Origin of the sequence: Streptomyces bullii (assembly GCF_042657145.1) — a bacterium.
Classification (GTDB): Bacteria; Actinomycetota; Actinomycetes; order Streptomycetales; family Streptomycetaceae; genus Streptomyces; species Streptomyces bullii.
The window spans coordinates 23,885-46,553 of record NZ_JBHSNY010000003.1 but is presented as its reverse complement, the minus strand read 5'-3'; the positions used below and the strand labels follow the sequence as shown (position 1 = coordinate 46,553).

Annotated in this window: 27 protein-coding genes, 1 tRNA gene and 1 riboswitch; of the genes, 7 read left to right on the top strand and 21 right to left on the bottom strand. The window is 71.0% G+C overall.

The genetic code is table 11. The features are described 5' to 3' along the window. Positions 1-22 precede the first annotated feature (22 nt). The 19 genes from ACFPZJ_RS08075 to ACFPZJ_RS07985 form a co-directional block, all read right to left on the bottom strand. Positions 23-223 carry a helix-turn-helix domain-containing protein gene (locus tag ACFPZJ_RS08075; RefSeq protein ID WP_381019092.1) on the bottom strand — a complete coding sequence of 67 codons (201 nt, stop codon included), beginning with the start codon at positions 221-223 and terminating at the stop codon, positions 23-25. A 178-nt stretch (positions 224-401) separates the two neighbouring features. Then, positions 402-2,492 (bottom strand): ATP-binding protein, encoded by a 2,091-nt coding sequence (locus tag ACFPZJ_RS08070; RefSeq protein WP_381019091.1) that lies wholly within the window; start codon positions 2,490-2,492, stop codon positions 402-404. Positions 2,493-2,578: 86 nt separating this feature from the next. Beyond that, positions 2,579-2,764 carry a DUF6257 family protein gene (locus tag ACFPZJ_RS08065; RefSeq protein WP_381019089.1) on the bottom strand — a complete coding sequence of 62 codons (186 nt, stop codon included), beginning with the start codon at positions 2,762-2,764 and terminating at the stop codon, positions 2,579-2,581. A 2-nt stretch (positions 2,765-2,766) separates the two neighbouring features. Then, positions 2,767-3,084, bottom strand: coding sequence for a hypothetical protein (locus ACFPZJ_RS08060; protein WP_381019087.1), 318 nt, complete (start codon positions 3,082-3,084; stop codon positions 2,767-2,769). Further along, the gene (locus ACFPZJ_RS08055) at positions 3,081-3,257 is read right to left on the bottom strand and encodes a hypothetical protein (RefSeq protein ID WP_381019086.1); all 177 of its coding nucleotides are present in this window, start codon (positions 3,255-3,257) and stop codon (positions 3,081-3,083) included. The genes ACFPZJ_RS08060 and ACFPZJ_RS08055 overlap by 4 nt, the downstream gene beginning before the upstream one ends. Next, a complete protein-coding gene (locus tag ACFPZJ_RS08050) occupies positions 3,254-4,372 on the bottom strand; it encodes a hypothetical protein (protein ID WP_381019084.1) in 1,119 nt (372 codons plus the stop codon). The genes ACFPZJ_RS08055 and ACFPZJ_RS08050 overlap by 4 nt, the downstream gene beginning before the upstream one ends. Next, positions 4,369-4,584 (bottom strand): hypothetical protein, encoded by a 216-nt coding sequence (locus ACFPZJ_RS08045; protein ID WP_381019082.1) that lies wholly within the window; start codon positions 4,582-4,584, stop codon positions 4,369-4,371. Before ACFPZJ_RS08045 ends, ACFPZJ_RS08050 begins: the two co-directional genes overlap by 4 nt. Continuing rightward, positions 4,581-5,255 (bottom strand): hypothetical protein, encoded by a 675-nt coding sequence (locus ACFPZJ_RS08040; RefSeq protein WP_381019080.1) that lies wholly within the window; start codon positions 5,253-5,255, stop codon positions 4,581-4,583. Before ACFPZJ_RS08040 ends, ACFPZJ_RS08045 begins: the two co-directional genes overlap by 4 nt. Before the next feature lie 186 nt (positions 5,256-5,441). Further along, positions 5,442-6,086 carry a hypothetical protein gene (locus ACFPZJ_RS08035; protein WP_381019078.1) on the bottom strand — a complete coding sequence of 215 codons (645 nt, stop codon included), beginning with the start codon at positions 6,084-6,086 and terminating at the stop codon, positions 5,442-5,444. After that, positions 6,083-6,313, bottom strand: a complete 231-nt coding sequence (locus ACFPZJ_RS08030; protein WP_381019076.1) for a hypothetical protein — start codon at positions 6,311-6,313, stop codon at positions 6,083-6,085. The genes ACFPZJ_RS08035 and ACFPZJ_RS08030 overlap by 4 nt, the downstream gene beginning before the upstream one ends. Then, positions 6,310-6,645, bottom strand: a complete 336-nt coding sequence (locus tag ACFPZJ_RS08025) for a hypothetical protein (protein WP_381019074.1) — start codon at positions 6,643-6,645, stop codon at positions 6,310-6,312. The genes ACFPZJ_RS08030 and ACFPZJ_RS08025 overlap by 4 nt, the downstream gene beginning before the upstream one ends. Positions 6,646-6,805: 160 nt before the next feature. Then, positions 6,806-7,192 carry a hypothetical protein gene (locus ACFPZJ_RS08020; protein ID WP_381019073.1) on the bottom strand — a complete coding sequence of 129 codons (387 nt, stop codon included), beginning with the start codon at positions 7,190-7,192 and terminating at the stop codon, positions 6,806-6,808. 58 nt (positions 7,193-7,250) lie between these two features. After that, on the bottom strand, positions 7,251-8,864 hold the full coding sequence (locus ACFPZJ_RS08015) for a DEAD/DEAH box helicase (protein WP_381019071.1): 1,614 nt from the start codon (positions 8,862-8,864) through the stop codon (positions 7,251-7,253). Between the two features lie 366 nt (positions 8,865-9,230). Continuing rightward, on the bottom strand, positions 9,231-11,897 hold the full coding sequence (locus ACFPZJ_RS08010) for a bifunctional DNA primase/polymerase (RefSeq protein ID WP_381019070.1): 2,667 nt from the start codon (positions 11,895-11,897) through the stop codon (positions 9,231-9,233). Beyond that, positions 11,894-12,157 (bottom strand): hypothetical protein, encoded by a 264-nt coding sequence (locus ACFPZJ_RS08005; RefSeq protein ID WP_381019068.1) that lies wholly within the window; start codon positions 12,155-12,157, stop codon positions 11,894-11,896. Before ACFPZJ_RS08005 ends, ACFPZJ_RS08010 begins: the two co-directional genes overlap by 4 nt. Beyond that, positions 12,154-12,624: a hypothetical protein gene (locus ACFPZJ_RS08000; RefSeq protein ID WP_381019066.1), complete on the bottom strand. Its 471-nt coding sequence runs from the start codon at positions 12,622-12,624 to the stop codon at positions 12,154-12,156. The genes ACFPZJ_RS08005 and ACFPZJ_RS08000 overlap by 4 nt, the downstream gene beginning before the upstream one ends. Beyond that, on the bottom strand, positions 12,621-12,908 hold the full coding sequence (locus tag ACFPZJ_RS07995; RefSeq protein WP_381019065.1) for a hypothetical protein: 288 nt from the start codon (positions 12,906-12,908) through the stop codon (positions 12,621-12,623). Before ACFPZJ_RS07995 ends, ACFPZJ_RS08000 begins: the two co-directional genes overlap by 4 nt. A gap of 15 nt (positions 12,909-12,923) precedes the next feature. Beyond that, entirely contained in the window at positions 12,924-13,184 is a 261-nt protein-coding gene (locus ACFPZJ_RS07990) for a helix-turn-helix domain-containing protein (RefSeq protein ID WP_381019063.1), read from the bottom strand. 47 nt (positions 13,185-13,231) lie between these two features. After that, on the bottom strand, positions 13,232-13,522 hold the full coding sequence (locus ACFPZJ_RS07985) for a helix-turn-helix domain-containing protein (protein WP_381019061.1): 291 nt from the start codon (positions 13,520-13,522) through the stop codon (positions 13,232-13,234). A 279-nt stretch (positions 13,523-13,801) separates the two neighbouring features. On the opposite strand from ACFPZJ_RS07985, the gene ACFPZJ_RS07980 reads away from it, so the two are divergent. The 4 genes from ACFPZJ_RS07980 to ACFPZJ_RS07965 all read left to right on the top strand — a co-directional run bounded on the left by ACFPZJ_RS07980 (position 13,802) and on the right by ACFPZJ_RS07965 (position 18,289). Then, positions 13,802-14,233, top strand: coding sequence for a hypothetical protein (locus ACFPZJ_RS07980; RefSeq protein WP_381019059.1), 432 nt, complete (start codon positions 13,802-13,804; stop codon positions 14,231-14,233). A gap of 157 nt (positions 14,234-14,390) precedes the next feature. Next, the gene (locus ACFPZJ_RS07975; RefSeq protein WP_381019057.1) at positions 14,391-14,624 is read left to right on the top strand and encodes a hypothetical protein; all 234 of its coding nucleotides are present in this window, start codon (positions 14,391-14,393) and stop codon (positions 14,622-14,624) included. A 4-nt stretch (positions 14,625-14,628) separates the two neighbouring features. Beyond that, positions 14,629-16,305 (top strand): site-specific integrase, encoded by a 1,677-nt coding sequence (locus ACFPZJ_RS07970; RefSeq protein WP_381019055.1) that lies wholly within the window; start codon positions 14,629-14,631, stop codon positions 16,303-16,305. A gap of 475 nt (positions 16,306-16,780) precedes the next feature. Beyond that, positions 16,781-18,289, top strand: coding sequence for a toll/interleukin-1 receptor domain-containing protein (locus ACFPZJ_RS07965; protein WP_381019053.1), 1,509 nt, complete (start codon positions 16,781-16,783; stop codon positions 18,287-18,289). 76 nt (positions 18,290-18,365) lie between these two features. On the opposite strand, the gene ACFPZJ_RS07960 is transcribed toward ACFPZJ_RS07965, so the two are convergent. Both ACFPZJ_RS07960 and ACFPZJ_RS07955 read right to left on the bottom strand, forming a co-directional pair. Further along, positions 18,366-19,037 carry a GTP cyclohydrolase II gene (locus tag ACFPZJ_RS07960; protein ID WP_381019051.1) on the bottom strand — a complete coding sequence of 224 codons (672 nt, stop codon included), beginning with the start codon at positions 19,035-19,037 and terminating at the stop codon, positions 18,366-18,368. A 188-nt stretch (positions 19,038-19,225) separates the two neighbouring features. Continuing rightward, positions 19,226-19,741, bottom strand: a complete 516-nt coding sequence (locus ACFPZJ_RS07955; protein WP_381019049.1) for a MarR family winged helix-turn-helix transcriptional regulator — start codon at positions 19,739-19,741, stop codon at positions 19,226-19,228. Positions 19,742-19,809: 68 nt separating this feature from the next. On the opposite strand from ACFPZJ_RS07955, the gene ACFPZJ_RS07950 reads away from it, so the two are divergent. The 3 genes from ACFPZJ_RS07950 (at position 19,810) to ACFPZJ_RS07940 (ending at position 22,577) form a co-directional block, all read left to right on the top strand. Then, on the top strand, positions 19,810-20,949 hold the full coding sequence (locus ACFPZJ_RS07950) for a dihydrofolate reductase family protein (protein WP_381019047.1): 1,140 nt from the start codon (positions 19,810-19,812) through the stop codon (positions 20,947-20,949). A 49-nt stretch (positions 20,950-20,998) separates the two neighbouring features. Beyond that, positions 20,999-21,072, top strand: a tRNA-Met gene (locus tag ACFPZJ_RS07945). A 307-nt stretch (positions 21,073-21,379) separates the two neighbouring features. Next, a riboswitch (cyclic di-AMP (ydaO/yuaA leader) is annotated at positions 21,380-21,536 on the top strand. Positions 21,537-21,548: 12 nt separating this feature from the next. Continuing rightward, entirely contained in the window at positions 21,549-22,577 is a 1,029-nt protein-coding gene (locus tag ACFPZJ_RS07940) for a M23 family metallopeptidase (protein WP_381019046.1), read from the top strand. Positions 22,578-22,669 lie beyond the last annotated feature (92 nt).

Here is a 22,669-nt window from a genome sequence, read left to right as displayed (position 1 = left end):
GTGACACGCCGCTGACCTGCGGTCAAGCAGCGGCCAGGCTGCGGCGCTCGACGTCAAGGGCCTGGACGTCTTCCACGGCGTACCAGGGCTGCCGAGGACTGCCACCGGACCGCTTCAGCCGGCCGCGCCGGACCAGCTGCCGGACGGTGTCCAGCTCGACGCCGAGCAGGCGCGCGGTCTGGTGCGCGGTGAGGTAGCCGGGGCGTAGGTTCTGCTGCTCCATGTCTCCATGATGCGGCAGTGAGTGTGCCGGCGGAGGCTGCGAGTGAGGCCGTTTGCGGGGGGTCAGACTGACCCTGACAGGCAGACTCACTGCCTCACTAGATCGCCGTTTGCGCTGATCAACGCCAGTGGGGCGGGGCAGTGACCTTGGAAGTGGAAGGTCACTGCCCACTGCCGGGTCACTGAGCCTCTGCGAGTTCCTCCGCGTGCCGTTCGAGGGCCCTTTGGACGCTCTCCAGCTTCACCACGGGGTAGCCGTCGTACAGGCCGGTGTCCTCGCCGTGCTCGACGAGCAGGGCGCGCAGCCGTTTGCCGTCCCAGTGTTCGTAGGCGGCGTGGTTGCGGGTCTTGAGTCGGTGCAGCACCTCGCCCGTCTTCACGCGCTTCTCGGAGCCGACGACGGCCGCCAGGTCTGTGAGGTGGTCGACGGGCTGGGCGACCTCCAGCTGGTGGACGGTGGCGACGCCGTCGCGGAGCTGGCGTGCGCGGTCGGCGATCTCCTTGGCGGGGTCGGTGTCGATGAAGTGGGTGCGCACCGTGATGGCGGGCTCGCCCGCGGGGATGTCGATGCCGTCGCCGGCGACGACGAGAGTGCCCTTGTCGAGGCCCTGGCGCAGCAGGTGGGGTGCGGCGCCGGCGTTGACGGCCTTGTCGCCGAGCGCCATCTTCGCCTGGGACTCGGTGCCGACGACGAGGGACGCGCGGATGTGGGCGCCCTCGCGGACCAGCTTGGGCAGGTTCTCGTCGGTGGGGTCCTGGGTGCCCTGCCACAGGGTGACGGAGACGGCGCGGCCCTGGTTGTGGAGGCGGCGGCAGGCCATGAAGTAGCGGCTGGTGGCCTTCTTCCCGCCGTAGGGCCGGCCGTCGTCGCCCTTCAGGGGGTTCATGAAGGCGACCTGGGCCTCGTCGACGATGACGACGAGCGGGTGGTGGACGGTGCCGGGCGGGTCCTGAAGGCGGCGCTCCATCTCGGTGACGGCGGCTTCGACCATCTCGGTGACGGCGCAGGCGTGTTCGTCGGTGGGGCCCTGGATGAGCACGGTGGCGATGCCCTCGAACATGGCCCAGTCGCCGACGCCCTTGAGGTCGCCGATCCAGAACTCGACCTTGGTGTCGAAGGCGAGCCAGAGGGCGATGGCGCGCAGGGATGCGGTCTTGCCCTGGTTGGACAGGCCGGTCATGAGCAGGTGCCTCTGGTAGACGCTCAGGGAGACGGCGTCGCCGCGCAGGGACTGGCCCCAGGGGGCGCGGCCGGTCTTGTAGTCGGCTCGGATGTCGTGGTCGAGGACGAGCGGGGAGGGGCCGATGGGCTCGTCGAGGGCGCCGGAGTCGGCGATCCACAGCCGGACGGTGCGGGGCTGCGGCGGGATGGTGATGAACACTTCGTGTTCGTGCCGGTTGAGGTTTTCGGCGAGCTTGCGGCGCTTGGCCTGGATCTCCTCGGTGGAGACGCCGGAGGGCAGGGTGACGTCGACCTCGACGCCGCAGCCTGCGAGGTTGATGGGGGACAGCATGGCGGCGCCGGCGTCGCCCATGGCGTCGATGGCCTTGCGCAGGGCGGCGATGCCCAGGTCGCGGAAGGCGACGACGACGATGGACGGGGTGATGGGTCCGCCGAGGTCGCGGGCGCTGGCGGGCAGGGCCCACTGGGGTGCGGTGTGTCGCTGCTGGCCGACGGCCCAGACGGCGGCGAGGCCGATCCAGGGCGCGGCGAACAGGAACGGCCCCCAGACGACCCCGGCGAGCATCGCCACCCACCGCACCAGTTCCACGATGGCCTCGATGGGGGTGAGGACGTCGCGGACGTTGCCGGTGCCCCAGGCGAGCATGGCGCCGAGCAGCAGCAGGACGCCGGTGCCGCCCGCGGTGGCGAGGCCGAGGGCCTTGGGGGCCTGGACCATCATCTGCAGCATGTCCAGGCGGCGCCGGTGGCGGGCGGTGCGGTAGGCCTGGGCGCGGGCTTCCCACTCCTTGACCTCGTCCATGAGGCCGGCGGCTTCAGCGGCGCGGATCATGCGTTCGTAGCGGGACGCGGTGCGTCCGTCCCAGACGCGGCGGGCGGCGATGCGCGTCCCGCCGAGGACGTAGGAGCTGTGGCGGACGGTGAGGCGTCCTGCGGTGCGGACACGTTCGTCGGCGAGGGCGGCGCGGGCGATGCGGCGGAAGCGGGCTCGGCGGCGGTCGGGACGGGTGGAGGACGCCTTCGGATGGGGCGCGTCTTCGGCGTCCTGCGGGGTGTCCTCTGGCGTTTTGATCAGGTGGACGGTCATGCTGGGGCTTCCTGCCTCTTGCTGGGGTTAGGAGGCCCGGGGACGGCTCTGCAGCGCGGCAGTTGACGGCCGTCCCCGGGGGGTAGCTACTTCTTCTGCTTGCGGCGCCTGGCCGCGTTCTCGATGCGCTCGACGCGGCGCTTCAGGTCGCTGATGTCGACGTTTCCGCTGCCGTCGTCGGCGAGCCCGCGCTTCGCCATGCGGGCGGTCAGGGCGGTGATACGGGCCTTCTCGCCGAGGGTGAAGTCGGCGAACGTGATGTCGTCGGCCATGGTCACTTCCGCTTCTGGTAGTCGGCCCACATGCCGCGCAGGACGAGGGCGAGGATCGCGACGGAGATACCGCCGATCGCGATGGCGATGGACGCGAACGCGATACCGACGCCGCCGACGCACACGGCGCAGCCGATGCCGAGCCACTCGCCGGTGCTGCGGCCGGGCTTGTGCTGGTGCTGGCAGGCCGCGGCCGGGGCGGGCTGCTGGGTCTGGGCCGCCTTGGCGAGCTCCAGCGCGGCCATCGCGACGGCGAGCACGTCGGTGTTGTGCTCGGCCTTGGCGACGGCGGCCTCGGCCTTCTCCAGGGCGTCGCTCATGCCGCCCACCCCCTGATGCGGGTGGTGATGCGCGGCCACGCCCAGACGCCGGCGGCGAAGGCGAGGACCGCGGGCTGAGACACGGCGACGGCCAGGGCGGCGAGGACGATGGCGACGAGCGCCGGGTAGAGGACGAGCAGCGCGAGGATCGCGCCGAACACGAGGCGCATCATGCGTATCCGCCCTCCATCGGCTTGGCCGGGGTCTCCGGCGGGGTCTTCTTCGCGGCCCTCGACAGGGCGGTGCGCACGTAGGGCTCGTCGACGAGGAGCCGCCTGTGCCGGGCGATGTGCTCGGCGATCTCGCGGGGTGATGCGTCGGCACCGAGAGTTGATGCGGCTTCCTCGACGGCGCCCTGGAGGTTGACCGGCTCCAGCTCGCTGACCTGCTGATGCGTGGGCGCATCAGGTCGATGCACCTCGTACTCCGGGGGCCGTTGCCCGAGGACCAGGGCGACCGCGACGGGGTCGACGGGCACGCCGTAGGCGCCGAGCAGCGCGGCGAGTTCAGCCGGGGGCGCATCAGGTCGCGCATCGTGTGCCAGCCGGATCGCATCGGCCGGGTCCATCTCGGCGAAGTGCTCGCGCAGAGCCTCGGTGGCGGTGGCCGGACGGGGCCGCGCGGTCGGCGGCCCGACGGCGGCGGGGGCGGCTGCACCGTACATGTCGGCGAGGGCCGCATCAGCTCCGTCGCGGACGCGGACGCGCTGGACGTCGACCAGGCCGGCGCCGAGCTCGGTGTCGCCGACGCCCACGTGCTTGGCCAGGCTCCAGTACCGGCGGACGGCGATCTTGCGCTTCCATTTGCCGGGGTGGCCGTCGGCGACGGCGCGTTGGAAGGCGAGCTGCCGGGCAGCATCGGCGTTGCGGCGCATCACCTCGGCATCCACGCCCGTGCGGTACACGACGATGCTGCGGGCGATGAACCCCAGTCCCTCGGCTGCGCCGGACATGGCCAGCGGCGTGACCGCGTACACGGCGGCCTCACGGGCGTTGCTGGCGATGGTCACGCCGATGCAGCTGGCGGAGACCGGGGCGAGCCACATACCGGCCCGAACCACGGCCGGGGAGGACATCCCCAGCATGGTCCTGCCGAGCATGACCATCGCGAGGATGAGGGTGAGGCCCTCGCCCGCGGCGACGACGCCGGCGGCGGTGGCCTGCCGGTGGAACTCGGAGACGGCGTTGGTGTAGGTGCCCCAGGCGCCGAAGCCGCCGACGGCGACCATGGCGGCAGCGGCCGCGCCGAGGACGACGGCCTGGCCCCGGGTGAGGGCGCGGGTGGTCATCGGCCCTCACCTCGCTCGGCCTCGATCGCGGCGAGCAAGCCACGCACGCGGCAGTTCAGGGCGAACGCCGCTGATCGCATGTCGCCGTCGGAGTGGATGTTCAGGTCGGCGGTCTCGTCGAGGATCCGCCGGGTGACGGCGATCTCGACGTCGAGGCTGGCCGTCGTCGGGGGCATCTGGCCCGGGTCGTGCAGCGGGTCGTAGGCGGTCACTGGCCTTCACCCCCGCGGCGGTTCTCGGCGTAGCTGAGGTGCTCGGGGCGGCTGCGCGGGCCGTCGACCCAGGCGAAGGGGCGGGTGGTGTCAGCGGCCTTGAACACGCGGATCGCCGCACCGGCCGGGGCGTCCGGCAGGGCGTAGACGCGGCCCCCTTCCAGGGAGGCGAGGAGGCGGGCGCCGTGGTGTTCGCAGCCGTCCGCGCCCGCGTTGTCCGCGTCAAGGACGGTGACGACGACCGGGCCGACGCACTGGGTGGGGTCCTCGGGGTGCGCGGCCGGGCAGCGGGGGGCCGGAGCGGTCGTCTCGACGGGAGCGGGCCGCGCCTGGGCGTTCGGCTCGGCGCCGAGGGCGCGCAGCAGGATGCGCAGCGCCTCGCTGAGACCACCGTGGGCCTGGGCGTAGGCGTAGATGTCGCGGCTGTCGACGGTGCCGTAGATGGCGAGCATCTGCTGGGCGACGCGCACGGCGGTCGTCACGGCTGGCGGCTGGCGCAGATGTTCGCGCACGGTGAGGGCGGCGGACCCGTACAGAGGCTCACAGGTGCTCTGGTTGCGCAGCCGCGCGGTGCTGGCGTAGTCCTCGCGGGCGAGCCGGTGAAGCTCGGCAACGCGTTCTTGCTTGTCGGAACTTGCAGCGCCACCACGGCGCGCGGAAAGATCGGTCATGCCGACTCCTGGTCTGCTCAGGATGCTCGGTGAAGGGCCGGGCGGTGCGCGCGCCGGGTGCTCCAACACCCGAGCTGCTGCCTGGCCCTTCGTCTTGCGCCGAGCATTCCATACCCTGAACGCTTTGTTCAAGCTATTGAATAACGCTGATGGTGGAATCCAGCCAGTGGAGTGAGCGCCTGGGGGTCAGGCGGACTCGGCGGGCTGGAAGTGCAACAACGTCAGGTAGTCGTCCGGCCCGTAGGCCGTGCGGCACCACTGGCAGGTCAGCGTCTCCTCGCCGGGGTAGGCGCGGAGGGGCGCCCCGCACACTCCGCCGTCCTCGAACTCCGCCACACAGTGGCCGATTTGCGTGCCACGCCTGCGCCTGCGCTCGTCCGGGTCCTCGGGGTCGACGATTGTGAGGATGTCGCGTTCGAGGTCGCGGATCTCCAGGGCGAACTCGCCAGCGCGCGGCCACTCGGTGACTATCCAGTCCATGTTCATCGACAGGCCACGGGCCGCGACGGCCACGCGGCGTTCGACTGCGGGAGGGACTGCGGGAGGGTTCCAGCCGCGGTCGTACTGCATTGCGGCCCGCCAGCGCTCCAGGACTCCGGCGATGCCGCCGGCCGCGCGGAGGCTGAGCACGTTCTCCCGGACGGGAAGAGGGGCCTCCGCAAGCCGGGTGCGGCCGTACTGGGGGCTGGTGCCGCTGCCGGGGGTGAGGAAACCGGCGAGCGCGGACCACAACTTGGGCATGCGGTCGAGGCGTTCGGTCGTGGCGCGAGCGCAGCCGGGGCACAGGTAGCCGTGCTCCAGCTGCTGCTCGCACAGTCCGCAGCCGTTCACGGCTTGCTGCTCTCCTCCGTCTGGGCCGCACGGCGGACCGAGTCGGCCGCCCACTTGATTCCGTTCGCCTCGATGACCTCGGCCACGGCCAGAACTTGGGTCAGGGCGGCCTCGGCCTGCTTGGCGCGGGCCTTCCATCGGTCGCCGCGGCGCCAGCCCCTGCTCGCGTTCTCATAGAGCCGATCCAGGGCGTCATCGGTGATGGTGTCGGCGGTGTAGCGCTTCACGCGGCCTGGTCCTTCCTGGTGCAGCGGTCGGGGTCGTGGAGGTCGCCGCGGGATTCGAAACCGATCAGGCAGCACAGGCTGTCCCAGTCCAGGGCGGCCTCGGCCTGGCGGGCGCGGAGGCGGGCGGCACGCTCGGCACGCACAGCCGCCGCGCGGCGCTCGTCGGCGGCGACGTACTCACGGGCCAGGGCGACGAGCAGCAGCAGCGAGACGGCGAACAGGCCGGCGGCGTACCAGGGTGCGCCGTTGCGCGCGGCGTTGATGGCGCAGCGGGCGGCGAGCAGGTCGGCCAGCAGGTAGGCCCAGCACAGGGCCCGGGCGGAGCGGTTCACAGGTACCTCCCGGTGAGGGGGATGGTGGTGATGCTGTGGCGCTGGCGGGCGGTGAGACCCTGGCCCCACAGGTCGGCGGTCCAGCGGGGGCGGGGAAGTTCACAGCGGCAGGTGCCGGAGGCGGCTAGGAAGTGGCCGCGGGGGCATCGCGGGCGGGTAGTCACCGGCCCTCCCCCCGCTCGTAGGTGCTGCTGGTCTCCTCAGTGGTCGCGTGCCCCAGCTGCGCGCGGAGGGCCGCGAGCTGGCGCCGGTCGAGGGCCTCGACCCAGGCGACGGCGACGGCGGCGACCTGCACCAGTTCGGCACGGAGGCGGGCCGGGTCGCGCTCCGCGTTGGCCTCGGCGACTTCCTCGGCGAGGACGTCGGACCATGTGCCGTAGCCGGAGGCGAACGCGTCCTGGCACCAGCGGCGGGCGGACTCGGCGGCGGCCTGCTGCTCCTTGTTGCCGGTGCCGTCGTGGTGGTTCTGTTCGCCGAACTTGGCGTCCTGGCGGGCGCGCTCGGCGAGGACCTCGCGCAGGACGCGGTGGGTGGTGTTCGGGTTCATGGATGCCTCCGTGATGTGATGGGGGAGGTCCGGGCCTGGTAACGACAGGCCCGGACCGCTACGCGGCGGGAAGGATGAGCTGGCCCAGGACGCGGCCCACGCGGTCCTGGTCGATCAGGTCGGCGACGTCGCCGGCCGTGCTGCCGCGGGGCACCTGGATACCGAGGCGCCGGCACAGGCCCAGCTGCTTCGGGCTCGGTTGGCCCATGCGCCATCGGGCCTGGCGGGCGACGAACGCGCCGGGCGCAAGAACCTTGGCCTGCTGCTCCAGCCACGCCAGGGCCTCGGGCAGGGGACGCGCCGTGTCGTCCCTAGGCGGGTGTACGCCGTCCGCCTCGGTCCAGCGGCGCATTCGGTACAGCCGGGTGCCGGGGTCGCGGACCAGGAACAGGAACATGGCCGACGTCAGGCGGATGAACCAGGTGCCGTCCTCGGTACGCAGCCACCTGATCGCCGAGGCTCCGAACAGGTTGAACTCCTCGGCCTCGATGTGCGCGACCAGCGCGCGGCGCTTCTCGGCGGCCACGGCCTCCTCGGCGACTTGGCGCAGGGACTTGCCCTCCTCGGCCTGCCCGATCTCCCGCGCGGTCAGGTCGACCATGCTGGCCAGCTTGTGCCGGGTCGAGGCGCCCATGACGTCGAGCAGCAGGGCGTCCGACTTCCCGGGCGCCGGGCGCAGGCCGCGGCCGACCATCTGGACGTACAGGCCCGGGCTCTTGGTTGGGCGGGCGACGACGATGCAGCTGGTGTGCGGGGCGTCGAATCCCTCGGTGAGCACCATGCAGTTGGTGAGCACCTGAACGTCTCCGGCCTCGTACCGCGCGAGGGTGGCCCGCCGGTCGTCGCGGCCCATGTCGCCCCACACCGGGGCCGCCGAGATGCCGGCCGCGCGCATCGCCTCCGCGGCGGCCTGGGCGGTCGCCACGGTCGGGGTGAAGACGACGCCGGGGCGGTCGGTGGCGTGGTCGACGTAGGCCTTGGCGATGGCGTCGAGGGCGCCGGAGTCCTCCAGGGCCTGGCCCAGCTGTCCCTCGACCAGGTCCCCGTTCCGGGTCTTCACCTTGTCGAGGTCGAGGGTGTCGACGGTGATGCGCTTGCCGCGGACGTCGCACAGGTAGCCGTCGCTGATCATGTCGAGGATGTCCAGGGTGAAGACAACGTCTTCCCAGACCTCGGCCAGGCCGCCGTCGGTGCGCGTCATGGTGGCGGTGAATCCGGCGACAGGGACGCCGTCCCAGGCGCCGAAGTGCTGGAGGACCTCCATGTAGGTGCGGGCGGCGGCGTGGTGGCACTCGTCCACGATCACCAGGCCGACGTCGCGGATGGCCTCCCTGCGCTTCTGTACGGCCAGGGTCTGGACACTGGCCACGATCACGTCCACGTCGTGGTGCTCGTCGCGCTCGGCCTTGACGATGCCGACGCGCAGCGAGGGGTCGACGGCGCGCAGCTTGGCGGCGGCCTGCTCCAGCAGTTCCTCGCGGTGTGCGATGACGAGGGCGCGGCGGCCGCCGAGGGTGTCAAGCATCTGGTGGACCAGGTTGGAGAACACCACCGTCTTGCCGGCGCCGGTCGGGAGGACGACAGCGAGCCGGTTGTGGGGTCCGGCCCAGCCGTCGATCAGGGCCTGGATCGCCTCGGCCTGGTACGGGCGAGGGGTGAAAGCCTCGGGCATGGAGTCACCTCGAATCAGTTGCTGGCGGTTTGCAGGGAGTGCAGGGACCTGGCGGGAGTCCTGCGGGGACTCCCGCAGCGGTCCGGAGTGGCGCTGATCTGCGGTTTTGCAGGGACGCAGGGACTTGCAGGGACTTAGGCCAAGGCCTGCATGTCGGAGAGGTTCAGAACTGCCGTCAGACGACGTGCGCTATACGGGGTGCGCGATACCGATGGGACGCGCGCGCTATACGAGGTAAGGCGGCAACCCCCGCAAGTCCCCGCCTCCCTGCGTACTCGCAGGTCAGGCACCGTGCAGGGACCTGCGAGAGTCCCCGCAGCACTCCCTGCACGGTCCCTGCAGTCCCTGCATCGGGCCGGGTGCCGGTCACGGCTCGTGCCGTCCGGTGCCGCGGTCGGCGTGGACATCGACGCGCCACAGGTTCTGTCGCTTGTGGCTGTCGTAGACCATGACGACCTTGTGAGTGCCGAAGTACCGGCCTGCTCGGGCCTTCAGCCACATGCCCAACTGGTTGGCACTGGGCGGCTCGTCGCCCTTGCGCGGCACATGGTTCGGAAGGCTTTTGATGACGGCACCAGTTGCGACCGGCTCGGCGCCGTAGGTCTCGCGCCACATCTCCAGGAAGGCCGTCCACTCCTGCTCCTCGTCGTCCTGGGTGCGCGCCTCGTTCTGGTCGGCCATCCATCCCTCGACGCCGAGGTAGTCGAGCAGGCCGGCCACCATGGAGGCCCACTCGCTGTAGTCGCCTTTGCGGACGCGGACGATGGGGGCCCCGGCGGAGATCCAGGCGCGGACCAGGGTGACGAGGGCGGCGACCAGCGTGGAGGAGTTACTGCGCAGCCACGGTCGCAGGTCGCCGACGGTGAAGCCGTCGCGCTGGTCAGGGTCGGGACAGTCAGGGTCCAGGCGGACCCAGAACACGCGCCGCTTGTTGTCGCCACCGGTGCGCAGGGCGTTCCCGGTGACCAGCCAGAGGCGGTCGTTGGGCATGGTCACCTTGCCGGTGGCGCCCAGGATGCGGTCGCCCCAGACCTCGTCTGTGAGCAGCGCGGACAGGACCGGGCTCTTGAGGACGTAGCCGTTGGGCAGGTTGTCGAACACGACGACGGGCTGGCCGGTGCCGTACAGCTGGGTGGTGATGCTCTTGCGCAGTTCGGTGTCGTTCTCGGGCCAGGCCGTGCTGGCGATGCCGTAGCAGTGCCGGAAGATGTCTTTCAGCAGGGACTTTCCGGATCCGGCGGCGGTCGCCGTCAGCACGAACATCGGTGTGGCGCCGTGGAAGTACGGGCGGATGATCGGGGTGAGCAGGGCGCCCAGGAAGTGCGCCCGGTCGCTGGCGGCCACCCAGGGGAAGTCCTTCAGGACCTGGTCCAGGACGATGGCCTTGGCCCGGGCCAGGCTGTCCGGGGTCACCTGCGGCTGGAGGCGGCGCAGCTTCACGCGCGGCTCCAGGTACAGGCCGGTCGCGCGGTCGTAGCCCAGGCTGTCCAGCAGGCTGCCGTCCGGCCGGATCACTGGAGAGGTGACGATGCCGCGCAGCACGGGAAGCGGCCAGGCCTTGCGCCCCAGGATGGTCGCGCAGGACTTGGGCATGAGCAGTTCCCGCTCCTCCACGATCTCCTCGGCGGTGCGCTTCACGACGAACGTGGCGACGTGGTCGGCGAGGTACGCGCGCAGGTTGTCCGTGCCCAGCTGCTGCACCACGGGGTCGTCGTTGTCGTCGCGGTAGACCCAGCACGGTCCGCCCGCCCGGGTATAGAGGTCGGGCAGCTGGCCGGTGCGCATCAGTTCCAGGACGCCGTCGATGGCGTCGGCCTCGTTGGTGATGTCCAGCTCGGGCTTGGCAGGCACGGCGCGCAGCTGCGGGCCGCCCTCGAACTCCTCCTGGGCGTCCGGCCTGTGGCCGGGGTCCAGCGCGGTCGATCCGTCACTGAAGTGCTGGGACTGTTGCGGAACGGCGTGCAGTCGGCGGGGTGCGACTTCCGTACCGTAGCCGCGGCGACGCAGGTCGCTCGCTGCCTTACGGAATGCGTCGGCGGTGGTGCTGCCCTGCGTCAGCAGCGTATGCGCGGCGAACTTGTCATACGGCGTCTCGGGCTCAAACACGGTGGACGTCGTAAAGACGAACAGCCGGTCCTTATCCGGATCGCGTCCGGTCGTGGCCTTGACGCCGCCGACGCCGTCGGCCCACCCCCAGTAGGTGGTGTGGCCGCGCGTGAGCAGCGGACGGAAGATGCCTTGCAGGATCTGCTGCCAGTCAGCGCGCTGCTCGAAGTCGTCCCCAGGCCGCATCTCGCCTTCAAGAGGCTCCCGCTTCGGCCGGGGCGCAGTCTTCACCTTGGCCTCGGCGACCGGCATCTGGTCGACCATCCGGCAGACGTCCCGGATCGCGCCCATGGTGTCGCCGTCGAGGACGGGGATGCTCGCGGGTGATCCGGCGATACGGAGGTACGGCCGGCCGGAGGCGTGCACGGCGCCGCCCGACGGTTCGACCAGGCCGTAGCCGCCTTCTCCGCGCGTCTCAATGAGTACGCGGATGATCTTTGTGCCGGGCTTCTCGGCGACGCGCTGCCGTTCCTCGGGGGTGTACTCGTCTTCGCCCGCCAGCCGCTGGGCCAGCTTGCGGTTCGGAGGAACGGGTGAGCCTTCCAGGCGAACGCGGAAGTGCCGGCCACCAGAGGGGGACTCGGTCACCCAGCCGTTGAGGATGGCCGACCAGGGTTCGCCCAGGCCGGACGCCTCCATGATCTCGGTGACCTCGTCCAGGAGGCCCTCACGGATGGCCAGGCCCTCGAACTCCAGCATCTCGACGTTGCCGGACACCTCGCCGTAGACCACGGCGATGCCGCGGGGGCGGTCGCCGGCGAACCATGCGTCGTGTTCGTCCGGGGTGCTGCGGTGGACCTTGTAGGGGGTCCACTTCAGGGCGGGCGCCTTGGTGCCGTCCGCCTTGATGGGGAGGACGCACAGGCCAGCGTCGTGCATCTCGCGGGCGGTCGCCCGGAGGTCGGGTGTGGTCTGTGGGTCGGTCAACGGGTGCTCCCGTGGTGCTGGGCAAGGTGCTGGGTCTTGATGCCGTCGATGAAGCCCTTCAGGCCGCCGATGCCGATCGGTTCGCCGTCCGCCCTCCGGTCGGTGCTGTAGACCGGGCCTTCCAGGCGGTGCGGGCAGCCGGGGCGCAGGCACTCGTAGCGGGCGCGCTGGCCGTCGAGGTCGACGAACAGGGCGCCCTCGACGTGCGGCTGGGGCGGGCGCCCGGCCCCTCGCCGGGCGCCCGTTGCGGTGCTGGTCAACGCGCGGCCTCGGCGGCAACTCGGGCGTGCCAGCTGTCGACGTCCTCGACGTCCCCGGCGGCGACGGAGGCCTGGAAGGACTCGGCCAGCCGCTGCTCCTCCGCGCGCTCGGCGACGGCGGCGCGCAGCTGGGCGAGGGTGTCGGCGGGTCGCTGCCCGCGGGGGACCACGGCGAGAGCGTTGCCGTTGAACTCCCAGAAGACGAGGGTCTCGGGGAGGGTGCCGGACTCGACGGCCTCGGCCGAGGACTCGGCCAGGCGGACGCCGTGCGTGGCGGTCAGGACGCGCAGTTCCTCGCGGGCGAAGCCGTCCAGGACGCGGTCGAACACGGCGTCCGGGTCACCGGTCTGCCTGATCAGGCCCGCGACGGAGTCGAGGCACTTGGCCACGTCGGCGTCGACGTCCTGCTTGGCGGCCTCGATGTCGGCCAGCGCGCGGATGACCTTGGGGTTCGGGGCGGACGTCATGCCGTCACCTCCGGCCGGCGCAGCAGGGTGCGCAGGGCCCACAGGCGTTCGCCGAGGTCCTGGCCGAGGGGGAAGACGACTACCTTCTGGCGGCCGGTCTGGACGAAGAACGCCATGAACTTGCTGCGGATGGACTCGGCGAGGGGCGCGGTGTCGAACTCCTCGACGGCCAGGCCGTGCTCGGACACGAGGGCCTGGATGGTCGCCTGCACGTCGGTCTCGGCGGGGTTGATGGGCTGGTCCGCGCTGGGCTCCACGAAGAGGGCCGTGGGAAGCTGCTGCATGAGCTGCTCCGTTCTCTACTGACTGATGGGTGCGGGCTGCTCGATAGGCGCCCCCGGCTGGACCCCGGGGGCGTCGCTGTTGGTGGCTGCTGCCGACTGGACCTCGACAGCAGCGGACAGGGGCAGGCCGAGGAACTGGAGCAGCTCGGCCTTGCGGACACGGAGGGCCCGGCCGAGCCGGATTACCTCGATGGGGAACTCACCCGCATCGATCAGCTCGTAGCCGTTGGTCTTGCCGATGTTGAGCGCGGCGAAGGCCTCCTGAGCGCTCGGCATGGCAGGCAGCTCAAGGACCTCCTGCAGGGAAAGGGAGGCGGGCGTGCTCATACGGCCACCTGCGCCGGGATGAAGACGCGGCCCGCGCGTTCCATCGGCACGAACAGCACAAGCAGGTCAATGCCGAGTGCCGCGGCGATGGCCTTCGCCTTCTCCTCCGGGACCGTCCGCTGCTGTCCGGCCATCAGGGCGCCGATGGTCCCGTGGGCAACCCCGGCCTTCTCGGCGAGTTCGCGGCTGGTGATGGGCTCACCCGTGCCGGTGCGCTCCATGAGGAGCTTGAGGCGGTCGGCGCTGGCGACCGCGTACCTCGTGGGAGGGCTGTCTTCCTTGCTCACGTTCACCTCGTGGAATGGTTCGTTCTGCTCGCTGAACGAGATGGCTGTGAGCATTCCATGCCGTGAACGGTTTGTCCAGCACGTTGAATGGCTGGGGTTGCGCGCCCGTAATCGGCCAATGCCTCTGCGCTACCTAGCGGGATCACTCAACCTGTTGAACAATCCGTCCAGGGAGTTGAATGAACGCCGCATGTGACCTGCTCGTACGTCTCGGTGACGTACACGGACCCTGAACGGCGCGTGAATCACAGAGACCACAGGAGTGGCAGGATGACGCCCATGGCGGCTAAGGACGGCAACCCCGGTGAGATGACCAGCAACCCTGAACGTCGAACGCAGCTCTCAGACCTGATCCGAAGGCGCAGGGCGGAACTCAACCAGGGTTTGGACAAGTTCGCGGCGCGAGCCGTCGACCCTGTCAGCGGAGTGCGCGTCACCCGGGGGTGGATCTACCGGCTTGAGACCGGCGAGAAGGTCACCCCGCCGGTGTACGAGGAGCTGTGCGCCCTGGCGGCCGCCGCACGCCTGCCGATCGAGGCAGTGCAGGACGCGGCCGGCGCACAGTTCCACGGAGTGGATCCGCTTCGCAGCGGAACGGGGGAAGCGGTCGCTTATGTGAGAAAGCTTGACCGAATCCCGCCGGAGCAGCGGGAGCGCCTCTTGCGCCTGATTGACACCCTTGTCCCCCCGGAATCGGACGAGGATCGCTGAATCAAGCATTCCCAAAAGCGTTACTCAGTGTGACGTCTCTGCGCAGCCTGTAGAGATTTGATGCCCGTGGTGCGATCATGTCCGCACGCCTTTCGACTGCAAAGGTGCTGGTCTAATGGTCAAATCGAACGCATGAGCGGGAGATGGGGGAGGCTGCATGGAGTCACCGGCGCGGCCCCGAGTCTGGTACTTCTTCAGCGACGACGTGCCCGAAGGGCAGGTGATCCTACCGATCAAGTGTGAGCACGGTCTGGCCTTCGCGATCCGGCCAGGGGAGATGACTCCAGCCATGCTCGAAGGTCTGAACCAGACGGCGAAGTTTGTTCTGGACATCGGGCTTGCGCATATCAGCCAGACTGTGGTGCCGAGAGACGGTGAACGGAAGGAGTAGCCCCATGCCGTCAGCCCGCCGCGCAGGGAGCATCTACCGACGCTGCGAGTGTCGCGGGGAGGACGGCAAGCTTTTGGGGGCCTCGTGCCCCAAGCTGAGGCGCAAGAACCACGGTGCCCCCGGGATCCGCCAGGAACTCCCACCGGATGCCGAGGGAAGGCGCCGGACATTCCGGCGTACCGGGTACGGAAGTGTCTCGGAGGCCCAGGGCGACCTCTCCCGCCTGCAGGCCATCCTCGACCTTCCCGGTGATGACCCGGACGAACAGCGCCGAGTCGGCGACCTGCTCGCAGACGTCGCCCGGCGACGCGTAGACATCCCCGAGCCATCCGAGGTCCAGCGCCGCCTCGGGGTCGGCGTTCCACTCGACGGGAAGATGACCGTCGGCGAGTGGCTCGACCAGTGGATGGCGACCAAGAAGACGACCAAGGCCACGCGCGCCACCACGAACAACGGCTACGCCTCCCACATCCGTGTGCACCTGAAGCCGCGCATTGGGCACCTCCGCCTGGACAGGCTCAGCGTGGGCCACGTACAGGACATGTTCAACGCCATCGCCGATGAGTCCGACGTGATTCGCGCGGAGAACGAGGCCCGCCGCGAACAAGAGGTCCGGGCCAAGTGGTCGAAGCCAGGGCGTCCGCCAGCCAAAGAACGGGAGCGCCTGGCGCGCGAGCGTGAGCAGCTGGCCGCCATGAAGCCGTACCGGAAGACGAACACCGCGGCCACGCGGCAGGCGATCCGGCGAACGCTGCGGGCAGCGCTCAATAAGGCGATCGCCGAGCAGCTCATCACCTTCAACGCCGCGGCTCACGTGGAGCTGGAGTCAGGCACGCGCCCCAAGGGCCTGCTGTGGACCGACGAGCGTGTGGCCCGCTGGCGGGAGACGGGCGAGACGCCGAGCCCGGTCATGGTCTGGACCCCGGCCCAGCTCGGCAGGTTCCTCGACGAGGCCGAGGGACACCGGCTGTACGCCTTCTACCACCTGATCGCTCACCACGGCCTGCGCCGCGGTGAAGGCGTGGGCGCCGACTGGGCAAACGCACACCTGGACTCCAAGCCGCCGCGGATCGAAGTGCTCACCGAGCTCGTGGTCGACGGCTGGACGCCGATCGAGACAGCACCCAAGACGGACTCGTCTATGGCGTCCGTGATGCTCGACAGCGAGACGGTGAACGTCCTCAAGGAGCACCGCGTCCGCCAGCTGGCCGAGCGCGACGCGTGGAACAAGCAGGCCGGGCTGGAGCGCAAGGAAGGCAAGGGCACGCAGGACTGGGTCGACACAGGCAAGGTGTTCACGGCGGAAGACGGTTCGTGGCTGCACCCGGACGTGGTGAGCCGGGAGTTCAAGCGGCTGGTGGAGAAGGCCGGCCTGCCTCCGATCAACCTGCGCGACCTCCGGCACGGCGCGGCCGCGCTCGTGAAAGCGGGAGGCGGAGACCTGCACGACGCCAAGGTGAAGTTGCGCCACAGCACCATCACGCTGACGTCCGACACTTACATGGAGATCTTCACGGAGTACGAGCAGGCGCTGACGGAGCGCGCGGCGGCTGCCGTGCCCCGGGCGCGGCGAGCGCGTGACGCGGCCCCTGCTCCGGGCGCTGTACCGGAGCAGGGGCCGGGCGCGTCGCAGCCAGCAGACGCTGTTATGGACGGCTCCCACGCTACGCGCCAGCACTGACAACGGGCAGGCATAGACGTAGAATTGAGGGACAGGCAAAGGGCCTCTGACCTGCGGGCCGGAGGCCCTTCTTGCTGGCCCGCTGCTGGCCCGGAAGCCGCAGAACGGCGCGGTACGAGACGGTATGAGACGGCACGAAGGTCGAGCAGTGAATGAACGCTAAACGCCCCTGACCTGGACTGGGCGGCATGAGGCGGGTCGGCGCGGTACGAGACGGAATGGCGCGGCATGAAGTGTCATCAGACTTTTAATCCATTGGTTGTGGGTTCGAGTCCCACAGGGCCTACGGACGGGGGCGTCCGAGCGGCTTCGGCCGGCTCGGACGCCCCTTCTGTCTTCGACCGCCCGGCGCCTTTCGACCGTCCGCGCGCGTCAATCGCCGTGCCGCCACGGTGTCTTCGTCCTCGCACACCGGCCGCACGTGCCGCGGAACCTGCTGTTCCCCGCCTCCCCGGCCCGCCCGTCTGCTACGACCGTGGCAACGCGAGCGAGAGGCGGGCGGGACAGCGGCATGGGCGGGATCTTCATCAACTACCGCAGAGGGCCCTGCACGGGCGTCGTCCAGGAGGTGCGCGAGCGGCTCGCGCGGCACTTCGGTGACGATCAGGTGTTCCTCGACACGTCGTCGCTCGTGCCGGGGCGGCGGTACCCGGACGAGGTGCGCCGCCGCGTGGCGGACTGCGAGGTGCTGCTCGTGGTCGTCCACCCGGGCTGGGCGGACGTACGGGACGAGACGGGGCGCAGACGGCTGGACCTGGAGGGGGACTGGGTCCGGCTGGAGATCGAGTTGGCGCTCGGCGTCGGCAAGACCGTGATTCCCCTGCTGGTGGACGGGGCCGGTCCGCCCCGACGGGAGGAACTCCCCGAGGGCATGGGCGAGCTGGCCAGTCGTCAGGCGCAGTATCTGCCCGGTCGCCGGCGGTACGAGGCCCTGGAGGAGCTCGTCGGGGTGCTGGAGGCGCATGTGGCGCGGACCTGGCAGCCGGTGGGCGCCGACGGGCGGCGGCGGTGGCGGCCCGGTCGGTGGCTGGGGGGTGTCACGGCCGCTGCGGCCGTGCTGCTGATGGGCGCGGTCCCCCTGCTCCTCGGGGGCGAGGGCGCGGGGCGGGCGCAGGAGGAGCCGCCGTTCGCCTTCTTCGCCCTCGGCTGGTCCCAACTGCTGATGTGCGCGCCGCTGGTGGCGGTCGCCGTCCTGTGGGGCGTCCTGCGGCGGTCGGTCCACAGCTGGGAGCGCGAGCTGCACGCGGTGACCCACGAGCGGTACGCCGGGCTGACGTTCCAGGCGGCCGCCGCGCTGGTCCTCGCGGCGGTGTTCGCGGTCCTGTCCACTGCGGACCACGGGCCGGGGACGTCCCTGATCTTCCTGGGGCTGGTGCTCGTCGGGGTGTTCCGGGCGGCCGTGTACTCCCTGCGGGCCCGGCGCGGGGACGAGGACCAGTGGGCCAGATGGCCGCAGGCCCTGCCCGACCCGGCCTCCCCGCTCGTCCTGCGGCGGGCGGTGGTGCGGCTGGAGAAACGGATGCGCGAATGGTCACGGCCCCTGCCGCGCGAGCAGCGCGAGAAGGCGGAGTGGGTGCTCCAGGACATCGGCGAGGCCCTCAGGCGTCTGCGGCGGGAGACGAGGCGGCCGCGTCTGGAGTGGCTGCGGCAGGACAGGCCCTGGCTGTTCAGCCTCTACGTCCTGTGGGTGGCGCTGAACACGGCCCTGGCCACCGCGGCGATGCTCACCCTGTTCACGGCGGGGCTGGGGTCCTGGCGCGCCTGCCTCCTGCCGCCGACCGCGGCTCTGCTGGCCGTCGCCGTCGCGCTGGGCACGGTGGACGTGGGCTACCGGCTGCAGTACTGGCAACGCCGCGCACTGCTGGCGGAGCTCGCGCGCGGCAGGAGCCGGCTCGCCGCACGCGTGGCGGAGCTGAGCTCCCCGGCGCGCACCAGGCCGACCGAGCCCGCACACCGCACGGAGCCGCGCAGGGAACCGGCGTAGGACCGCCGGCTCCGGGACCGACGCTCGCCCGGACCGACGCCTCCCCCTGGTCCGCCCCTGTCTCCGGCCCGCGGCCTCACCCCGCCGTCAGCTCGGTCAGTTCCGTCACTTCCGTGAGCTCCGTGACCTCCGTCAGGCCCGCCAGCGGCAGCGTGTGCTGGGTCTGGAGCACCTTCGCGCGCAGGTAGCGGACGTTGTGCGCGGTGGTGAAGACGCCGGTGGGGACGCGGTCCCGGACGGTGATGCCCAGCGTGCGCAGCTGGCCGGCCTTGTCGGGGTTGTTGGACAGCAGGTCCAGTTCCCGGATCCCCAGGGCGCGCAGCATCTGGGCCGCCGCCGTGTAGTCGCGGGCGTCCTCCGGCAGGCCCAGGGCGGCGTTCGCCTCGTAGGTGTCCAGGCCCTGGTCCTGGAGCGCGTACGCGTCGAGCTTGTTGTAGAGGCCGATGCCGCGGCCCTCCTGGCGCAGGTAGAGCAGGACCCCGCCGCGGTCGGCGATGCGCTCGACCGCCTCGCGCAGCTGCGGGCCGCAGTCGCAGCGGGCCGATCCGAACACGTCCCCGGTCAGGCACTCCGAGTGCAGCCGTACGAGGGGGGCCGGGCCCGGGTCGCCCAGCACCACCGCCACGTGTTCCTGACCGTCGGCCAGGCCGTGGAAGGTGACCACGTCGGCGTCGACGCGGTAGCCGTCGTGGAAGCGCAGCGGGACCCGGACACGGGAGCGCGGGGTGGCGGCGGGGATGTCGGGCATGGGGGCCTCCGGGTTCCGTTCGGTTCCACGTCCCGTGCGGCGGCGGCCGGGACTTCCGCTCGCTCCGGCCGGCCGTACAGGACATCTGCTTCAGATTTGAAGCAGATCCACGGTCGGGGACTCTACTCCATGCTTGAAAGTTGAAGCAACTGGGATGTGAGGGGACTCACGCAGAACCGCTCGGCGGGTCACGAACAGGACGGCGTCGACCGGCGGCGCCACGGCACCTCGTCAGAGGCCGGCCGCGTGGTGTCCTCCTGCAGCGCCCGCGCCACCCCGGTGCAGATCTCCTCCAGCTGCCCGACCTGCTCCTCGGTGAGGTGGTCGAACAGGGAGGCCCGTACGGTCTCCACGTGCCCGGGCGCCGTGTGCTCCAGCACGGTCCGGCCCTCGTCGGTCAGCGTGGCGATGCTGCCGCGCTTGTCCCACCGGCAGGCCTCGCGCCGCACCATGCCGTCCTTCTCCAGCCGCGTCACCGCGTACGTCAGCCGGCTGCGCGTGATCTTCAGCCGCTCGGCCAGGTCGGTCATCCGCAGCCGCCGCTCCGGGGCCTCCGACAGGGTGGTCAGGATGGAGTAGTACAGGTGCGGCATGCCGGCGTCCTGCTGGAGCTGCCGGTCGATCGCGTCCTCCAGGAGCAGCGAGGCGGCGATGTACGCGCGCCAGGCGCGCTGCTCCTCGGGGGTGAGCCAGCGAGTCGTCATGCCGCCAGTGTAAGTTTGTTTCAAACTTGAACCAAGCCTGCCCGCTCACGACCCACCGGGAAGCGCCGATGCCCCACCCGTACGTCCTGCTGTCCGCCGCCGTCTCCCTCGACGGCTACCTGGACGACACCGGCCCCGAGCGCCTGCTGCTGTCCAGCCCGGCCGACTTCGACCGGGTCGACGAGGTGCGGGCGTCCGTCGACGCGATCCTGGTCGGCGCGGGGACCATCCGCGCCGACAACCCCCGGCTGCTGGTCAACTCGCCCGAACGGCGCGCCGCGCGCCTCGCCGAGGGCAGGCCCGAGTACCCCCTCAAGGTCACGGTCAGCGGCTCCGGCGACCTCGACCCGACGGCGAACTTCTGGCACACGGGCGGCGAGAAGGTCGTCTACACCACGGACCGGGGCGCCGAACGGGCCCGCGCCCTCGGCATCGCGGCCGACGTCGTCCCGCTCGGCGGCGATCTCGACTGGCGGCGCCTGCTCACCCACCTGCACGACGTACGCGGCGTGCGGCGGCTCATGGTCGAGGGCGGCGGGCAGATCCACACCCAGCTCCTCAGCCAGGGCCTCGCCGACGAGCTGCAGCTCGTCCTCGCCCCGCTCTTCGTGGGCGACCCGGACGCGCCCCGCCTCTTCGGCCCCGGCGGCTACCAGGGCGGCCGGCTGCGCCTGGTCGAGACCCGGCCGATCGGCGACGTCGTCCTCATGCGCTACGAGCCGACGGCCCCGGGCAGCGGCCCGCTGTCCTCCGCCGCCGACCACCACTGGCTGGCCCTGGCCTGCGAGCTGGCCGACCGGTGTCCGCCCTCGGACACCGCGTTCAGCGTAGGGGCGGTGGTGGTGGCCGCCGACGGGACGGAGCTGGCCCGGGGCCACTCCCGGGAGGGCGGCGACCCGGTGGTGCACGCGGAGGAGGCGGCGCTGGCGAAGACCGACCCGCTCGATCCGCGCCTGGCCACGGCCACCGTCTACAGCAGCCTGGAGCCCTGCGCCCGCCGCGCCTCGCGGCCCGCGCCGTGTGCCCGGCTGATCCTGGACGCGGGGGTGCGGCGGGTGGTCACGGCCTGGCGCGAGCCGGACACCTTCGTGGCGGGCGCCGACGGCAGCGGGCTGCTGGCGGCGGCCGGCGCCGACGTCGTCGTCCTGCCGGAGCACGAGGAGCGGGCCAAGGCCCCGAACCGGCACCTGCTGGGCGGCGGCCGGTAGCGCGTGTGCTCGGGAGGTCCGCGCATGACGTACACTGGTGTCACACCGACGCGGGGTGGAGCAGCTCGGTAGCTCGCTGGGCTCATAACCCAGAGGTCGCAGGTTCAAATCCTGTCCCCGCTACTCAAGGCTCAGGGCCGGAACTCATCGAGTTCCGGCCCTGAGTGCTTCTCCGGCGCACGGGCGATTCCCGGGCAGCATCGTCACGCCCGGTGAGCATCTCGTCCCGCTCCGCATAACAACTGACGAACTGTCAGAACTCTTGAGTCGTTTGAAGCGTGGTCAACTCGCCCGATTTTCGCCTCGGATGGCAGGTAAGTCCCCACGAAAATCGTTAATGATCAAGAGGAACAGCTTGGAATCCACACCTCGCCTCCATTAACGTTCGATAACGCAGCGCGGTCGTCCCAGCCGTCACAGGAGATGGCTCCGTGCGCACGCGCCGAATCCCGTGAGGGAACCGGGGAACCACCACCTTGGGGTGAATCGAGCGGATGCCGCCGTGGAAGCACGGCTGTATACGCGCGTAGGAGACCTTCCCGCTCCGAACCCGTCAGCTAACCCGGTAGGCGGAGACGGAAGGAAAGGAGCACGCCTACGTGGCGTCCAACCGGCCTGCCCCCGAGGCCCCGTTCGTGCCCGGCCAGCGAGGTGGCGACACCTTCGGCTACGGCGATCACCGCACCGGCGAGGGCCCGTTCCAGGAGTGGAACCCCACCGAGGAGTCCATCCGTCCGGTACGCGGCCGGCATCGCGTCACCAAGCAGCGCGGCGGACTCGCCCGCAGCTCCACCGTGCTCGGCGTCGGTGTCATAGCCGCCGTCGGGGCGGGCGGCATGGCCAGCGCCCAGACCGGCAAGCCGCCGGTGTCGATCTCCATGCCCGACCTGCCCAATGTGGGTGCCCTCATCTCCGGCGAGGAAACCCCCGAGGGCTCCGCGACCCCGCTCAGCAACGTCGGCATGACCTCCGTCGACACCGCGGAGGGCGCCGCCGACGCCGGCGAGGCGCTGCGCGCCCGGATCATGGCCCAGGCCGAGCGTCAGCAGGAGCAGGTCGAGAGCAAGGCCGCCGCCGAGGCCGCGGCCGCCGCCGAGAAGGCCGCCCAGGAGGCCGCCGAGAAGGCGCAGAAGGAGGCCGAGGCCAAGGCCGCCGCCGCCAAGAAGAAGGCGGAGGAGGAGGCCCGCAAGAAGGCCGAGGCCGAGCGTCTGGCCGAGCTGGCCAAGCAGTACACGCTGCCGACCTCCTCGTACACGATCACCTCCACCTTCGGCCAGGCCGGCGCGTACTGGTCCTCCGGCTACCACACCGGTCTCGACTTCGCCGCACCCACCGGCACCCTCATCAAGGCCGTGCACAGCGGCACGATCACCTCCGCCGGCTGGGACGGCTCCTACGGCTACAAGACCGTGCTCACCCTCGACGACGGCACGGAGATCTGGTACGCCCACCAGTCGTCCATCAGCGTCAGCGTCGGCCAGAAGGTCAACACCGGTGACGTCATCGGCCGCGTCGGCGCCACCGGCAACGTCACCGGGGCCCACCTCCACATGGAGGTCCACCCGGACGGCTCCGCCAACGGCGTGGACCCGCTGGCCTGGCTGCGCGGCAAGGGCCTGACCCCCTGACACCCGCCGTCGCCTGAACCCCGGCGGTCCTGGCGGAGTCCCCCCGACGTCAGGGCTGCCGGTACGGTCGGCGGTCGTGTGCGGAATGCGGC

Coding starts and splice junctions, on each gene's coding strand:
- ACFPZJ_RS08075 (WP_381019092.1), bottom strand. CDS start 223: ATGGAGCAGCAGAACCTACGCCCCGGCTACCTCACCGCGCACCAGACC.
- ACFPZJ_RS08070 (WP_381019091.1), bottom strand. CDS start 2,492: ATGACCGTCCACCTGATCAAAACGCCAGAGGACACCCCGCAGGACGCC.
- ACFPZJ_RS08065 (WP_381019089.1), bottom strand. CDS start 2,764: ATGGCCGACGACATCACGTTCGCCGACTTCACCCTCGGCGAGAAGGCC.
- ACFPZJ_RS08060 (WP_381019087.1), bottom strand. CDS start 3,084: ATGAGCGACGCCCTGGAGAAGGCCGAGGCCGCCGTCGCCAAGGCCGAG.
- ACFPZJ_RS08055 (WP_381019086.1), bottom strand. CDS start 3,257: ATGATGCGCCTCGTGTTCGGCGCGATCCTCGCGCTGCTCGTCCTCTAC.
- ACFPZJ_RS08050 (WP_381019084.1), bottom strand. CDS start 4,372: ATGACCACCCGCGCCCTCACCCGGGGCCAGGCCGTCGTCCTCGGCGCG.
- ACFPZJ_RS08040 (WP_381019080.1), bottom strand. CDS start 5,255: ATGACCGATCTTTCCGCGCGCCGTGGTGGCGCTGCAAGTTCCGACAAG.
- ACFPZJ_RS08020 (WP_381019073.1), bottom strand. CDS start 7,192: ATGAACCCGAACACCACCCACCGCGTCCTGCGCGAGGTCCTCGCCGAG.
- ACFPZJ_RS08015 (WP_381019071.1), bottom strand. CDS start 8,864: ATGCCCGAGGCTTTCACCCCTCGCCCGTACCAGGCCGAGGCGATCCAG.
- ACFPZJ_RS08000 (WP_381019066.1), bottom strand. CDS start 12,624: ATGACGTCCGCCCCGAACCCCAAGGTCATCCGCGCGCTGGCCGACATC.
- ACFPZJ_RS07995 (WP_381019065.1), bottom strand. CDS start 12,908: ATGCAGCAGCTTCCCACGGCCCTCTTCGTGGAGCCCAGCGCGGACCAG.
- ACFPZJ_RS07990 (WP_381019063.1), bottom strand. CDS start 13,184: ATGCCGAGCGCTCAGGAGGCCTTCGCCGCGCTCAACATCGGCAAGACC.
- ACFPZJ_RS07980 (WP_381019059.1), top strand. CDS start 13,802: ATGGCGGCTAAGGACGGCAACCCCGGTGAGATGACCAGCAACCCTGAA.
- ACFPZJ_RS07975 (WP_381019057.1), top strand. CDS start 14,391: ATGGAGTCACCGGCGCGGCCCCGAGTCTGGTACTTCTTCAGCGACGAC.
- ACFPZJ_RS07970 (WP_381019055.1), top strand. CDS start 14,629: ATGCCGTCAGCCCGCCGCGCAGGGAGCATCTACCGACGCTGCGAGTGT.
- ACFPZJ_RS07960 (WP_381019051.1), bottom strand. CDS start 19,037: ATGCCCGACATCCCCGCCGCCACCCCGCGCTCCCGTGTCCGGGTCCCG.
- ACFPZJ_RS07955 (WP_381019049.1), bottom strand. CDS start 19,741: ATGACGACTCGCTGGCTCACCCCCGAGGAGCAGCGCGCCTGGCGCGCG.
- ACFPZJ_RS07950 (WP_381019047.1), top strand. CDS start 19,810: ATGCCCCACCCGTACGTCCTGCTGTCCGCCGCCGTCTCCCTCGACGGC.